At 62.6% G+C, this 12,697-nt stretch carries 13 protein-coding genes; 4 read left to right on the top strand and 9 right to left on the bottom strand.

All coding sequences use genetic code 11. The features are described 5' to 3' along the window. Positions 1 to 12 precede the first annotated feature (12 nt). On the top strand, positions 13 to 1,032 hold the full coding sequence (locus ACODTD_RS23040) for an AbrB family transcriptional regulator (RefSeq protein WP_201817472.1): 1,020 nt from the start codon (positions 13 to 15) through the stop codon (positions 1,030 to 1,032). An 18-nt stretch (positions 1,033 to 1,050) separates the two neighbouring features. On the opposite strand, the gene yidD is transcribed toward ACODTD_RS23040, so the two are convergent. Together yidD and ACODTD_RS23030 are read right to left on the bottom strand one after the other, a co-directional pair. Next, positions 1,051 to 1,254, bottom strand: a complete 204-nt coding sequence (gene yidD / locus ACODTD_RS23035; RefSeq protein WP_084777083.1) for a membrane protein insertion efficiency factor YidD — start codon at positions 1,252 to 1,254, stop codon at positions 1,051 to 1,053. Further along, positions 1,254 to 1,496, bottom strand: a complete 243-nt coding sequence (locus ACODTD_RS23030; protein ID WP_011333569.1) for a hypothetical protein — start codon at positions 1,494 to 1,496, stop codon at positions 1,254 to 1,256. Before ACODTD_RS23030 ends, yidD begins: the two co-directional genes overlap by 1 nt. Before the next feature lie 169 nt (positions 1,497 to 1,665). On the opposite strand from ACODTD_RS23030, the gene ACODTD_RS23025 reads away from it, so the two are divergent. Continuing rightward, positions 1,666 to 2,106 carry a hypothetical protein gene (locus ACODTD_RS23025; RefSeq protein WP_489105248.1) on the top strand — a complete coding sequence of 147 codons (441 nt, stop codon included), beginning with the start codon at positions 1,666 to 1,668 and terminating at the stop codon, positions 2,104 to 2,106. On the opposite strand, the gene ACODTD_RS23020 is transcribed toward ACODTD_RS23025, so the two are convergent. The 3 genes from ACODTD_RS23020 to ACODTD_RS23010 are packed head-to-tail and all read right to left on the bottom strand — an operon-like array spanning position 2,091 to position 5,749. Beyond that, the gene (locus ACODTD_RS23020) at positions 2,091 to 3,116 is read right to left on the bottom strand and encodes a DUF2955 domain-containing protein (RefSeq protein WP_489105247.1); all 1,026 of its coding nucleotides are present in this window, start codon (positions 3,114 to 3,116) and stop codon (positions 2,091 to 2,093) included. The two genes, ACODTD_RS23025 and ACODTD_RS23020, sit on opposite strands and share 16 nt — an antisense overlap. Next, positions 3,106 to 4,203, bottom strand: coding sequence for an HlyD family secretion protein (locus ACODTD_RS23015; protein WP_489105246.1), 1,098 nt, complete (start codon positions 4,201 to 4,203; stop codon positions 3,106 to 3,108). The genes ACODTD_RS23020 and ACODTD_RS23015 overlap by 11 nt, the downstream gene beginning before the upstream one ends. Beyond that, positions 4,196 to 5,749, bottom strand: coding sequence for an efflux transporter outer membrane subunit (locus ACODTD_RS23010; RefSeq protein ID WP_201817458.1), 1,554 nt, complete (start codon positions 5,747 to 5,749; stop codon positions 4,196 to 4,198). Before ACODTD_RS23010 ends, ACODTD_RS23015 begins: the two co-directional genes overlap by 8 nt. A 131-nt stretch (positions 5,750 to 5,880) precedes the next feature. Between ACODTD_RS23010 and ACODTD_RS23005 the strand changes: the two genes are divergently transcribed. Beyond that, complete coding sequence (locus tag ACODTD_RS23005) at positions 5,881 to 6,396, top strand: transporter suffix domain-containing protein (RefSeq protein ID WP_011333574.1); 516 nt, start codon at positions 5,881 to 5,883, stop codon at positions 6,394 to 6,396. 268 nt (positions 6,397 to 6,664) lie between these two features. Next, positions 6,665 to 7,450: a DeoR/GlpR family DNA-binding transcription regulator gene (locus ACODTD_RS23000; protein WP_011333575.1), complete on the top strand. Its 786-nt coding sequence runs from the start codon at positions 6,665 to 6,667 to the stop codon at positions 7,448 to 7,450. 48 nt (positions 7,451 to 7,498) lie between these two features. On the opposite strand, the gene ACODTD_RS22995 is transcribed toward ACODTD_RS23000, so the two are convergent. The 4 genes from ACODTD_RS22995 to moaE form a co-directional block, all read right to left on the bottom strand. Next, entirely contained in the window at positions 7,499 to 8,782 is a 1,284-nt protein-coding gene (locus ACODTD_RS22995) for an NAD(P)/FAD-dependent oxidoreductase (RefSeq protein WP_011333576.1), read from the bottom strand. A 32-nt stretch (positions 8,783 to 8,814) separates the two neighbouring features. After that, positions 8,815 to 10,179 carry a glutamine synthetase family protein gene (locus tag ACODTD_RS22990; RefSeq protein WP_201817449.1) on the bottom strand — a complete coding sequence of 455 codons (1,365 nt, stop codon included), beginning with the start codon at positions 10,177 to 10,179 and terminating at the stop codon, positions 8,815 to 8,817. Between the two features lie 424 nt (positions 10,180 to 10,603). Beyond that, positions 10,604 to 11,950 carry a chromate efflux transporter gene (chrA, locus tag ACODTD_RS22985; protein WP_489105245.1) on the bottom strand — a complete coding sequence of 449 codons (1,347 nt, stop codon included), beginning with the start codon at positions 11,948 to 11,950 and terminating at the stop codon, positions 10,604 to 10,606. Positions 11,951 to 12,233: 283 nt separating this feature from the next. Further along, complete coding sequence (moaE, locus tag ACODTD_RS22980) at positions 12,234 to 12,695, bottom strand: molybdopterin synthase catalytic subunit MoaE (protein WP_489105244.1); 462 nt, start codon at positions 12,693 to 12,695, stop codon at positions 12,234 to 12,236. Positions 12,696 to 12,697 lie beyond the last annotated feature (2 nt).

Genomic DNA, 12,697 nt, shown 5'->3' with positions numbered 1-12,697 from the left:
AGGAAGGCGACCATGAAATCCATTCTGTGTTTGTTGATTGCTGCCGGCTTCGGCGCGCTGTTGCAGTTCGAAGGCGTGCCCCACGGTTTACTGCTGGGCTCGATTCTTGTCACCGCACTTGTCGTCACTAAATTTGGCATCGCACCGGCGACGCCTTATGGTCTGGGTTACATCCAGGTCACGCTGGGTATCGCCACCGGGTTGATGTTCGAAGCGTGGGACAGCGCGACGGTCTCGACGATGTTGCCAAGCCTCGGCGTATTGCTGCTGTGCCTGGCAGTGCAAGTGGCGCTGGCCGCCTGGTGGCTGTCGCGCGGGGCAGGGTGGAATCGCACGGATGCCTTGTTGGCCGTTTATCCGGGTGCGCTGGCGGCGGTGTTCGATTTGCTGGAATCGCATCAGGCGTCGAGCAAGGTGATCATCGTGCACTTGATGCGGCTGCTGCTGATCACGGTGCTGGTGAGTTTGCTGATTCCCGGAACGGCACCGGTTGCCGTGACCGAAATTGATCCCTTGTCCACGGGCATGGCGTTGACCGTGCTGGCAGTGATCGGTTTGAGCGTGGTGGTCGGGCGTTTGCTGCTGGCCGTTGGCGTGCCGGCGCCGTTCATGTTGACGGCAATCATCATCACCGCCGTATTCGTGAAATCAGGATGGCTGCAGGGCTTTCACATGCCGGATTGGAGCCTGAATCTGGCGGCGCTGATTCTGGGTGTGCGGATCGGTTCGCGATTCCAGGGATTGGGCCTCGCGGAACTGGGACGTCATGGCCGCACGGCGCTGGTGTCGGTGGGTTTGATGATTCTGGTCGCGGCGGTTTTTGCATTGGCGGCGGCACGGTTGCTGGGCAGCGATGCGTTGTCGCTGTGGCTCGCCTACATGCCGGGGGCCATCGAAACCATCGCGATTGTGGCGTTCGCCGGCGGGCTGAATGTGGTGTTTATCCTAACTCACCATCTGGCGCGGATGGTGGTGTTGCACTTTGCGCCGGCGTTGTTGGTGCAGGTTCGGCGGGTGAGAGAAGGGGTGTGATCCAGGCTATGCTGGTTTTTACGGATAATCAGTGCCACCGTTTGGATAACGGCATCGACAAATTCGCCGAGCGGTTAGATCGACCCCTTTGAAGAAGCCATATTTCTGAAAGGCCAAAATCGAATAGTTCGAACAGCTAGGTTCGAATCTACATGCCGATCTCAGCCTTTCAGGCGCCATTTTCTGATAGCAACGGATTGCCAATATGGCGATGGGGACCATCATGCAGGCTTGCGTAGGGAAATGACGTAATACTCGGTCAGTACGTTTTTCTTACCCAGCAGCGCATCGAAGCACCCTGGTTTGACAGAAACTCCAATGGTATCGATTCGGTAAAACTCCCAACCGTCTTCTGCGTGGGAGTTCACTACGTTCTGAAGGTAGGCTGCGGCTTCATTCCCACGGTGCTCTTTGGCACGAACTTCAATGTTTGGTGGGACCTGAACCATTTTATATACGTACATCCTTGCTCATCCTTTCCATCGCTGCATTCCGAATGAATGACAGAACCCAACGTTTATACTCAATTTGATATCTCTTGGCCATCACTCGCTCAGCGTTGCTGGATTGGTCGTGAACTACACTCCCTGATTACCCCGCCCCACAGGCAACCCCGCCGCGTCGGAGGTCATCATGTTCCGCTTCTCACTCTTCATCGCAGCGTGCCTGTGCGCCACACAGGCCAGCGCTGAATCCGTCGTCCCGCTCAAGGGCCAGACTTCCCAGCAAACCCAAATCGACATCAACGATTGCCATTCCATCGCATCCACCTCAACCACGTCGACACCCCAGGCCGGCGGTCGGTTGAAGGGCGCCGCCGTGGGTGCCGCTGCCGGCGCCAGCGCCGCTGAAGTGCGCGGTCGTCAGCACGACGAGTTCTACGAAGCCGTGGACGATGACCGCAAGCAGGATTATCGCCAGAACCGAGCCAAAGACACGGCTACCGCCGGTGCGGTGGTCGGCGGTGCGCGGCAGCGGCAGGATCGGCGCGAGCAGCGGCGGACCGATGCTTCAGCCAGTTCAAGCGCTTACACCGGTTGCCTGCAAGGGCGGGGTTATCAGGTCACGCCCTGACGGCTTTCCCGGTGCGCGACGAGCAGGTGCATCATCACGCCGCTGTACAGCGTCACCAGAATGAACAAGCCCATGCGCACCGCGAACGCGGTGTAGACGTCCTTGCCCGCTGCACTGTCCTCCACCGACTGGCCGAGCAGAATGATCATGGTGATCAGGGTGTTGAGCCAGAACCCCGGCGTGAGTTGCGTGGGGTGTAGCCGATAGAGTTTGCGTGCCATAAACAGCCCGAACAGCAGCATCCACAGAAAGAACATCCACAGGTGCACGAACAGGCTCAACGCGCACCAGAACAGCACCGCCAGCAGCCCGCCCAATAAGGTCGAGCCGAGCAATTCGCGCCCGGCGTGATGGGTGCGGGTGGTGGTGCTCTGCTGGCCGAGGCTGACTGCTTTGAGGATGATCGGCAGGTAGCTGGCCGGGTCGATCAGCACCAGCAGGAAGGTCGGCAGCACGATCAATGTTGCGCGCATCGCCACGCGGGGCAGGTCTTCGGCGGGCAGGGCGGGAGCGGGTGGTGGCGCGGGGCTGTTAGCCGGTTCCGGGAACAGGGCGTGGCTCAGGCCGACGATGATGACGGCCAGCAACAGGCCTTTGACCAGCGCGCCGATCACCGCCATGGCCAGCTCGAACGAGGCGAAGCCGGCGGCGGAGATCATGGTCATGCCGATCACCAGAAACGTCATGATCAGCACGTTGCCGCCGCGCAAGCCGTAAGTGAACACCAGAAACAGCCCGACACCGATCAGCAGCACGCCGCATACCGGGTAATAACGAAGCAACGGCACCAGCAATAGACCCAGACTGGTGGTGAGTGCGGCGACCAACGTCAGCACCAGCGCCATTTTCACCGGCAACGGTCGAGGCATGCTGGCCAGCAGCAACACCGCTAACACCGGCGATAGAAACGACAGCGGAAGAGCGAGGCCGTAACTGGCGGCGGTGCACAACGCCGTGCCGCAAGCCAGGCGCAAGGCCCGTTGCGCCGGAACGCTGCGCTCAATAGGCATACGACAGCCAACTCATCAACCAGACAAACACCCGCCCGAGCGGATTGAGCAGATTGCCTTCGCTGGGAAACGCCATGACTTCCGCCTGCCCGCCAGCGCGAATCGACCGACTCTCGAACAGACGCTTTTTCGCCTCTTCGCTGAACTCGATGATCACCGGAAAGCGCTGGGCCGGACGCAGCCAGTCGCGGCTGTTCTGGATCGTCGGCAGGGTGCCGGGCGGCGGCGTCTGGCCGACGCTGACGCCATAACCGACGCTGCGCACCCGGCCGTCGAGCACTTCGCCGGGCAGGGCATCGAGGATGATCGACACCGGTGTGCCGGGCTTGATCCGGCCGAGGTTGTTCTCGGTGAGGTCGGCGCTGACCCACACATCCTGGATCGTGATCAGCGTCATCACCGGACTGCCGACAGCGGCGAACTGGCCGACGTCGGTGCGCAGGTCCGTGATCAGCCCCGCCGAACGCGCGCCGATGCGGGTGTTGGCCAGATCCAGTTCGGCCTTGGCCAGCGTGGCGGCGGCGCTGAGCAGTTTGGCGTTGGTGTCGGTGTTGCCGCCTTCCTGCTCCTGCGCACGCAGCACTTCGGCTCGCGCGGCGGCGACCTGGCTGACGGCGGCCTCGTGGTTGGCCCGGGACACTTCCAGCAGCCGAACCGAAACCGTGCCTGGGTCTTCTTTGTACAAACCTTCCAGCCGTCGATTGTCCTGGCGCGTTTTGAGTTCATTGGCTTGCGCGGCACGCAACGATGCCTGAGCCGACGCGATGCCGGCGGTGCTGGCGCCGACCGTGCGCCGGGTGTTTTCCAGATCGGCGCGGGCCCGGTCGACGGCGATCTGCAGCGGCTGCGGATCGAGCTCGAAGAGAATGTCGCCGGCCTGCACGTCCTGATTGTTGCGCACGTTGACCTTGATCACCCGGCCCGCGACTTCCGCCGCCACCGGAATCACGAACGCGCCGACCCGCGCCTGCTGCGTGTAGGGCGTAAAACGGTCGGCCAGCAGATACCAGACCAGGCTCAGCACAATCACCAGCAGCACCCAGCGGATGCCTTTTTTCGCCGGATCCGGCGGCGCTTCATCACTCATGGCGGTCTACCTGCGAGGGAATCGGATAGGTCGGTCGGGGCGGCGGGGCGCTCAGCAGATCGCCCCAGTCGGTGCGTTGCTGCATCTGCTGTCGGGTCGCTGAATCAATCTGCGGTCCGGCGCTTTGCCAGCCACCACCGACGGCGCGGTACAAAGCGATCAGATTGCTCACGGCGTTGCTGCGGCTGACCAGATAGTTGTCCTGTAGCTCCAGCAACGCACGCTGGGCATCGAGCACCCGCTGAAAGTCTGAATAGCCTTCGCGATATTGAGTGTTGGCCAGCACCAGCGAACGTCGCGCCGCGCCTTCGGCCTCGCCGAGAATGCGTTCGCGTTCCAGCGCTTTGGTCAGGCCGCTGGCAGCGTCGTCGGCCTCGCGGGCAGCCTGGCGGACTTTGTCGCGATAGGCTTCGATCAGTTGCTGCAACCGCGCATCCTGCACGCGGATGTTGTTGTGGATGCGGCCGTAGTCGAACAGGTTCCAGCGCAGGCTCGGGCCACCGATCAGGTCGAGGCTGCGCGGAGTGGCGCCGAGGGTGTCGCTGGACCAGACGATGCTGCCGAGCAAGGTCAGCGAGGGATAAAGGTCGGTTTCCGCCACGCCGACCAGCGCCGATTGCGCGGCCACGTTCAGCTCCGCCGCGCGCACATCGGGACGGCGCAGCAACAGGTTGGCCGGGACATCCTGCAACACCGCGCGATCCACCAGTGGAATCAGCCCCGGTTGTTCCGCCAGAAACGCCGCGCCACCGGGCGGCTGGCCGACCAGCACCGCCAGCGCGTTGCGGGTACGCAGCAATTGATCTTCGAACGCCGGAATGCTGCTCAGGGTGCCGAGGTATTGGGTCCTGGCCTGTTGCAGGTCGAGTTCGGCGGTCTGGCCGCTGCGAAAGAGTTTTTCGGTGATTTCGAAATTGCGTTTTTGCTGGGCGGCGTTTTCCCGGGCGACCCGCAGCCGGGCTTCGGTGGTGCGCAGGGCAAAGTAGGTGTCGGCCACTTGGGCGCGTAATAGAACGAGGGCGTCTTCGTAGTTGGCCTGGGCGGCGAAGTAGCTGGCGTCGGCGGATTCGATGGCGCGGCTGAAGCGACCCCAGAAATCCAGTTCCCAGCCGACATCGAACGCGGCGCTGTGCTGCCAGAAGTGCAAGTCCTGCGGATTGCTGCCGCCGGACTGGTGGCGGTCGATGTACAGGCTGTCGGCGCTGGCCTGTTGCAGTTGCGGGTAGCGACCGCTGTCGGCGATGCCCAGTTGCGCGCGGGCTTCGAGGACCCGCAGGCCGGCGATCTTCAGGCTGCTGTTGCGGGCTTCGGCGTCGCTGATCAAGCGGTCGAGCACTGGATCGGCAAACACCTGCCACCACTGGCGCAGGTCCGGCACTCTGCCGCGTTCGCTGGCCTGCTCCAGTGCCGGACTTTGCCATTGCTTGCTCCAGTCCTCCGCCGGCGGCTGGAAATCCGGGCCCAGCCGCAGGCAGCCGCCAAGGCTCAGCGCACCGAGCAACAGCAGGTGGCCGGGACGGATCAGCAGGGCTGGCGTTGCAGGCATACCGGGAGGCCCCAGCGGGAAATGTCACTGGAGCATAGACTGCAGATTGCGGGTTGTTGGAAGCAATCAGCTGCTACGCTTTTTCAGGCGAACGCCACCGAACTCCGCCCCGGATAAAAAGGTAGGAAGCCATGGACACTGCTCAAGAACCGCTTGCCCCCACCAGCGCCAGTTGGAGATTCAAGGTCGGCGTGGCAATCATCTGCCTGATGCTCGGTTCGTGGCTGATGGTGCCGATTGCTGCCGCCCTCGACGTGCCGGGCTCGAAAGTCGCGGCGCTGACCGGGGTGTTGTTCATCAGCAATAAAGTGCTGTTGCTGCTGGTGATCGCGGTGATGGGCAAGGCCGGGTTCGCCGAACTCAAGCGCACGATCGGCCACTATATTTCCGGCGTGATTCCGACCCCGGTGGCCGAAGTCAGCCCGATGCGCCACAAGATCGGCGTGGTGATGTTCTGCCTGCCGCTGCTGTCGTCCTTCCTGGAACCGTATTTCGATAACTTCTTCCCGGGCGTACGGCCCAACCTCTGGCAGATGCAGGCGCTGGGCGACTTGATGTTCGTCGGCAGCTTTTTCGTGCTGGGCGGCAATTTCTGGGACAAGGTGCATGCGCTGTTCGTGCGCAAGGCGCGGGTGGTGGCGGAGTGATCGCCGATCGAGCATTGATTTCGATCAGGCATGCCCAAGCGCGATGGCAAACGATACGACGACCATGCAGGCAAATGCGAAATTGAGGTTCATGGGGTATTCATCCTGGTCCTTTTGAAAGTGGGGCCATTCTGCCGGGGTGGGGTGAAAAGAAAAAATTCGGCTTCGTGATTCCAATGATCGAAGCCATTGATACCTGCGTTGTGTTTACCGACCGGCTTGGCTAATCTCGCCAAACCTGCAACGACAAGCACAAACAGGCAAAACCATGCACGATCATTCCGCTTCCGAGCTTCCCTCCCTGCGCCGGCAGAAAATCCTTCTGATCCTCGAACGTGACGGCAAGGTCATGGCGTCCGAGTTGAGCCAGCATTTTGCGGTGTCCGAAGACACCATCCGCCGCGATCTCGCCGAGCTGGACAACGCCGGACTGGTGCAGCGAGTGCACGGCGGCGCGCTGCCGAGGCCCAAGGACACCGGCAAGGATTACTTCACCCGGCTGGACGAGATCGACGAGGTGAAAATCCGTCTGGCGCAATTGGCGGCGCAGCAGGTGCGCAACGGGCAGACGGTGATGTTCGACTCCGGTTCCACCTCGTTGCAGGTGGCGCGTTCGTTGCCCAGGGACATCAGCCTCACGGCGGTCACAGCATCGCCGATGACGGCGATTGCGTTGTCCGAATACCCTGGCATCAAAGTGATTCTGGCGGGCGGGCAGCTCAATCCGAAAACCATGTCCGCCGGCGGTCACGAGGCGCTGCGGCTGCTGTGGGGGATCAAGGCGGATCTGGCGATCACCGGGGTCTGCGCGATTCATCCGGAGGTGGGCATCACCTCGCTGCATTTCGATGAAGTGCCGGTCAAACAGGCGCTGCTCGACTGTGCGACGCGGGTAATTGCCGTGACCACGGCGGATAAGCTCGGCGCGGTGGAGCCGTTTGTGGTGGCGCCGTGCGAGCGCTTGCACACGCTGATCACCGAACGGCATGTGGCGTCGGGGAGTGTCGAGGATTATCGGCGGTTGGGGATTGAGGTGGAGCAGTTGCCCGACTGAGGTTTTGCGGCAAAAAAGACCCCATCACTGGCGATGGGGCCTGTTCGATCAGCGCAGTTTTTCCAGCATCTGGTAGTACCACATGCCGGCCGCCAGCATCGGATTCCCCAGCAGATCGCCCATCGGCACGCGAATGTGCGAGCACGCGGCAAACGTGTCGAACTGCTGCATCTGCCCGGTGATCGCCCGGCTCATGATTTCACCCATGATGTGGGTCGTAGCGATGCCGTGGCCGGAGTAGCCCTGGCAATACCAGACGTTGTCCGAGAGCTTGCCCAGTTGCGGGATGCGGTTGATGACGATGCCCATCGCGCAGCTCCACTGGTAATCGATCTTCACCCCTTTGAGCGCCGGGAAAGTCTGTTCGATGCACGGCCGCAGTTCGCCGGCGATGTCCCGTGAGTCCTTGCCGCTGTAGTTGGCGCCGCCGCCGAACAGCAGGCGACCGTCGGCGGTGAGGCGGTAGTAATCGAGGACGAAGCGGCAGTCGTAAACGGCGAGGTCTTCAGGGTTGATCTGTCTGGCCAGATCGCCCAATGGTTCGGTGGTGACGATGCCGCCCATGGCCGGGAAGATCTTGCCCTTGAGCTGGCCCGGCTCGAGCTTGTGGTAGACGTCGCCGGCCAGCAGCACCTGATTGGCGTCGATCCGGCCGTGGGTGGTGCGCACGCCGGGGCTGTCGCCGTGAATGATCTCCAGCACTTCGCTGTTTTCGAAGATCAGCGCGCCGTTGCTTTCCGCCGCTCGCGCTTCACCGATGCACAGGTTGAGCGGGTGCAGGTGCATGTTGCGAGTGTTTTTGATTGCGCCGTGATAGAGCTCGCTTTGCAGCAGGTCGCGCACCTGGCTGCGATCGAGCAGGCTGACTTCATCACCCATGCCGCGACGCACGGCTTCGTCGTAATCGCTGCGCAAACCGGCCATGTGGCTCGGCTTGTAGGCGGCGTGCAAATGGCCGTGCTTGAGGTCGCAATCGATCGCGTATTTCTCGACGCGCTGTTTGATGATTTCGTGCCCACGCCAGCGCAGGTGCCAGATAAAGTCATCGACCTCGTCGCCCAAGGTGTTGCGCATTTGTTTGCGCATCGCGCCGTCGCCGGACAGGCTGCCGGTGACCTGCCCGCCATTGCGCCCGGTGGCGCCCCAGCCGATCTTGTGGCTTTCGACGATGGCGACTTTCAGGCCTTTCTCGGCCAGCTCGACGGCGGTGGCGACGCCGGTGAAACCGCCACCGATGATCACCACATCGACCTTGTGCCGACCTTGCAGGGTCGGGTAGTCAGTGTCGCGGTTGAGGGTCGCGGTGTAGTAGGAATTGCTGCGTTCAGTCATGTCGGTATCCAGGGCAAGAAGAGGAAAAAGGATCAGGCTTCGGTCAGATACCAGCGCCAGTCCTGCTCACCCACTTCAGCCATGAACTGCCGGTATTCCGCGCGTTTCACCGCCAGATACACCCCGAGGAATTCCTGCCCCAGCGCATCCCGCGCCCACACCGAGTTTTCCAGTGCCGTGAGCGAGGTCAGCCAATCGGTCGGCAGCAGCTCTTTCGCCTGCGCGTAGCCGTTGCCTTCCACCGGCTCGCCCGGATCGATGTCGTCTTTTATCCCGCGATGAATGCCCGCAAGGATCGCCGCCGCTGCCAGATACGGGTTGGCATCGGCGCCGCAGATGCGGTGTTCGATGTGCCGGGTGTTGGCCGGGCCGCCGGGCACGCGCAGGCTGACGGTGCGGTTGTCGACGCCCCAGGTCGGCGCCAGTGGCGCGTAACTGTTGGCCTGGAAGCGACGGTAGGAGTTGGCGTTCGGGCAGAACAGCAGCAGCGAATCGAGCAGGGAAGCGAGCATCCCGCCAATCGCCGTGCGCAACAGCGGGGTGCCGGCCGGGTCCTCGGAGGCAAACAGATTGCGTCCCTCGGCATCGGCGAGGCTGACGTGCATGTGCATGCCGGTGCCAGCCAGGTGATCGAACGGCTTGGCCATGAACGTCGCCTGCATCCCGTGCTTGTGCGCCACGGCTTTGACCAGTCGTTTGTAGCGCACGGCCTGGTCCATCGCCTCCAGTGCATCGCCGTGTTCGAGGGTAATTTCCACCTGGCCCGGCGCGTATTCCGAGATCGCCGTGCGCGCCGGAATGCCGTGCAGTTTGCAGGCGCTGTAGAGATCGGCGAGGAACGGTTCGATCTGTTCCAGCTCACGCAAACCGTAGACCTGCGTGTGTCTCGGTCGACCACCGTCGGCATCCAGCGCCGGTTGCGGGCGACCGTTGTGATCGCGTTTGGCGTCGAGCAGATAGAACTCCAGCTCGCAGGCCATTACCGGGTGGTAACCCTCGGCTTTCAAGCGGTCGATGATCTTGATCAACAGGTGACGCGGGTCGGCAATGCTCGCCGGCATGCCTTGTTCCGGATGCATGCTGACCTGCACCGCAGCAGTCGGAATCTGCCGCCACGGCAGGCGTACCAGACTGCCTTCCAGCGGGTAGGCGCGGCAGTCGATGTCGCCGACGTCCCACACCAGACCGGAGTTCTCCACGTCTTCGCCGTGCACCGTCAGGCCGAGGATGGTGCTTGGCAGCGGGCGGCCACTTTCGTATACGGCGAGCAGTTCTTCGCGGTGCAACAGCTTGCCGCGGGGCACGCCGTTGGCGTCGAGGATGAACAGCTCGATCATGTCGATGTCGGGGTTGTGCTCGAGAAAGCTGCGGGCGTCTTCAATGGCTGCGAATTTCATAATCAATCACTCACGATGGCGCCGCACAGGCGCGCAGATTCGGGCCGGACGCAGCGCGGCAAAAGGCGCGGGCGTCCTGGCAGGGATATCGAAAAAAGAGGGGGAGCTGTCGCGATTTTTTACCGGCGCGATCAGACGGGCAGGCAGATATCCGGCGGGCGTGCGGAGTGACGCAGCTTGGAGCGGCTCAGGGCCATGGGGAGATTGACGATGCGATTCATGCGCGGCCCCTGTGAAGGAGGGCGCACAGTACAGAGACGTTCAACGATTCTGATTGTTGGAGTGACGTGCTCATGACGCGTGTTTCCGTTGGCGGAAAACGTCGGCGGCGGGAGTGTCCCGCCATGCCGGTGTGGCTGGATAGTAAGGGGGAATCCCCGGACAAGTAAACGCCTGTTTCCGGGAGCTGTCGCGGGCCCCCGGTTCAGCGCAGCAGGTAAAACCCCAGCCCGACGAGGGCGCAAACGATCAACACCTCGATTACGCCGCGCTTGAAAAAGAACAGGGCGACGGCGGCAGCCAGGGCCAGCAGGATCGAGAAAACGTCCGGTTGCCCGGCGAATCCATTGGGCCAGAACACGTGCCAAGCAAAGAAACACGCCAGATTGAGGATCACCCCGACCACCGCTGCCGTGATCGCGGTCAGTGGCGCAGTGAATTTCAGTTCGTTGTGCGTCGACTCCACCAACGGCCCGCCGGCGAGGATGAACAGGAACGAGGGCAGGAAGGTGAACCAGGTCACCAGCGTCGCGGCCAGCGCGCCGGCGGCGAACGCGTGTTCCGGGCCGAACGTCGGTTGCACGTAAGCGCCGACGAACCCGACAAACGCCACGACCATGATCAGCGGCCCCGGCGTGGTTTCGCCCAGGGCCAGACCGTCGATCATCTGCGTCGGCGTCAGCCAGCCGTAATGCCCGACCGCGCCCTGATACACGTAGGGCAGCACGGCGTAGGCGCCGCCGAACGTCAGCAGCGCCGCTTTGGTGAAGAACCAGCCCATCTGCGTGAAGGTGCCGTCCCAGCCGAACAACGCGGTCAGCAACGCCATCGGCAGGCACCACAGCAGCGCACCGATCAGCGCCAGACGCAGCAGCCTTGGCAAGTTGAACTGCGCATGTTCGGGCGGCGGTGTGTCGTCATCGATCAGCGCCGGGCCGAAGGACTTCTCGCTGCCGCGATGGCCGCCGTTGCTGAAGCGCTGCGGCGCCCAGCGTCCGCCAAAATAGCCGATCAGTGCTGCGCCGAGCACGATCAGCGGGAACGGCAGGTTGAAGGCAAAAATCGCCACGAACGCTGCCCCGGCAATCGCCCATAGCCAGCTGTTTTTCAAGGCTCGCGAACCGATGCGATGGGCCGCGTGCAACACAATCGCGGTCACCGCCGGTTTGATCCCGTAAAACACCCCGGCTACCGCTGGCAGATCACCGAGCGCGATGTACACCCATGACAGGGCGATCAGGATCAGCAGCGACGGCAACACAAACAACGCCCCGGCCAGCACGCCGCCAGGGGTGCGATGCAGCAGCCAGCCGATGTAGGTCGCCAGTTGCTGGGCCTCCGGGCCGGGCAGCAACATGCAGTAGTTGAGCGCATGCAGGAAGCGCCGCTCGGAGATCCAGCGCCGGCGCTCCACCAGTTCCTGATGCATGATCGCGATCTGCCCGGCGGGGCCGCCGAAGCCGATGCAGCCGAGTTTCAGCCAGAAGGGCCAGGCCTTGCGCAGGCTGACAGGCTCGGGCCGGGGCAAATCCTCAGGGGGCGTTGTGCTCAAACGAGGCTCCAGGGTTGGTTTTGTCGGAGATGCTATCTAATCAGGCTTTTGTGAATTTGTGGCGTCCGCCTTGCCCTCACCCCAGCCCTCTCCCGGAGGGAGAGGGGGCCGACCGCATTGTCTTGCGTGATACATCGACCTGAAGAATCGAGTCGATTATGGATTCAGCACACTGCTGTTAGTTGGATTCAACGCTATACGTTCAGGTCGGCGTATTTCTCAAGCATCCCCCAATCGGTTCCCTCTCCCTCTGGGAGAGGGCTAGGGTGAGGGCTTTCGGTCTTCAGGCATGCGCCAGACTCCAGCGAACCGCCGCATCCTGATCACTCTCCCGCGCCTCGACCCAATGCGAACCGTCGGGGGTGGTCTCACGCTTCCAGAACGGCGCCCGGGTCTTCAGCAGATCCATGATGAACGCGCAGGCCTCGAACGCCGCATGCCGATGCTTGCTGCTCACGCCAACGAACACGATCGGCTCGGTCACCGACAATGCGCCGACCCGATGCACAATCTCCACCGCCAGCAACGGCCAGCGCTCGCGAGCCTGTTCGGCTATCTGCTCCAGAGCCTTCTCGGTCATGCCCGGATAGTGCTCCAGAAACAGCTCGGTCACCGACTGCCCGACGTTCAGATCCCGCACATAACCAATGAAATTCACCACCGCGCCCACCCGTGGATTGCGCGCATGCAGGTCGGCAATCAACTGACCGGCATCGAAGCCTTTACGCTGGACTCGAACACCCATGT

It is taken from the genome of Pseudomonas sp. FG35, assembly GCF_057809295.1.
This window is presented reverse-complemented; position numbering and strand designations above follow the sequence as displayed.

What these genes read in the sequence shown, in the direction of transcription:
- ACODTD_RS23020 (WP_489105247.1), bottom strand. Translation starts at nt 3,116, where the DNA reads ATGCCTATTGAGCGCAGCGTTCCGGCGCAACGGGCCTTGCGCCTGGCT.
- yidD (WP_084777083.1), bottom strand. Translation starts at nt 1,254, where the DNA reads ATGGTCCCCATCGCCATATTGGCAATCCGTTGCTATCAGAAAATGGCG.
- ACODTD_RS23010 (WP_201817458.1), bottom strand. Translation starts at nt 5,749, where the DNA reads ATGCCTGCAACGCCAGCCCTGCTGATCCGTCCCGGCCACCTGCTGTTG.
- moaE (WP_489105244.1), bottom strand. Translation starts at nt 12,695, where the DNA reads ATGGGTGTTCGAGTCCAGCGTAAAGGCTTCGATGCCGGTCAGTTGATT.
- ACODTD_RS23030 (WP_011333569.1), bottom strand. Translation starts at nt 1,496, where the DNA reads ATGTACGTATATAAAATGGTTCAGGTCCCACCAAACATTGAAGTTCGT.
- ACODTD_RS22990 (WP_201817449.1), bottom strand. Translation starts at nt 10,179, where the DNA reads ATGAAATTCGCAGCCATTGAAGACGCCCGCAGCTTTCTCGAGCACAAC.
- ACODTD_RS22995 (WP_011333576.1), bottom strand. Translation starts at nt 8,782, where the DNA reads ATGACTGAACGCAGCAATTCCTACTACACCGCGACCCTCAACCGCGAC.
- ACODTD_RS23000 (WP_011333575.1), top strand. Translation starts at nt 6,665, where the DNA reads ATGCACGATCATTCCGCTTCCGAGCTTCCCTCCCTGCGCCGGCAGAAA.
- ACODTD_RS23025 (WP_489105248.1), top strand. Translation starts at nt 1,666, where the DNA reads ATGTTCCGCTTCTCACTCTTCATCGCAGCGTGCCTGTGCGCCACACAG.
- ACODTD_RS23005 (WP_011333574.1), top strand. Translation starts at nt 5,881, where the DNA reads ATGGACACTGCTCAAGAACCGCTTGCCCCCACCAGCGCCAGTTGGAGA.
- ACODTD_RS23040 (WP_201817472.1), top strand. Translation starts at nt 13, where the DNA reads ATGAAATCCATTCTGTGTTTGTTGATTGCTGCCGGCTTCGGCGCGCTG.
- ACODTD_RS23015 (WP_489105246.1), bottom strand. Translation starts at nt 4,203, where the DNA reads ATGAGTGATGAAGCGCCGCCGGATCCGGCGAAAAAAGGCATCCGCTGG.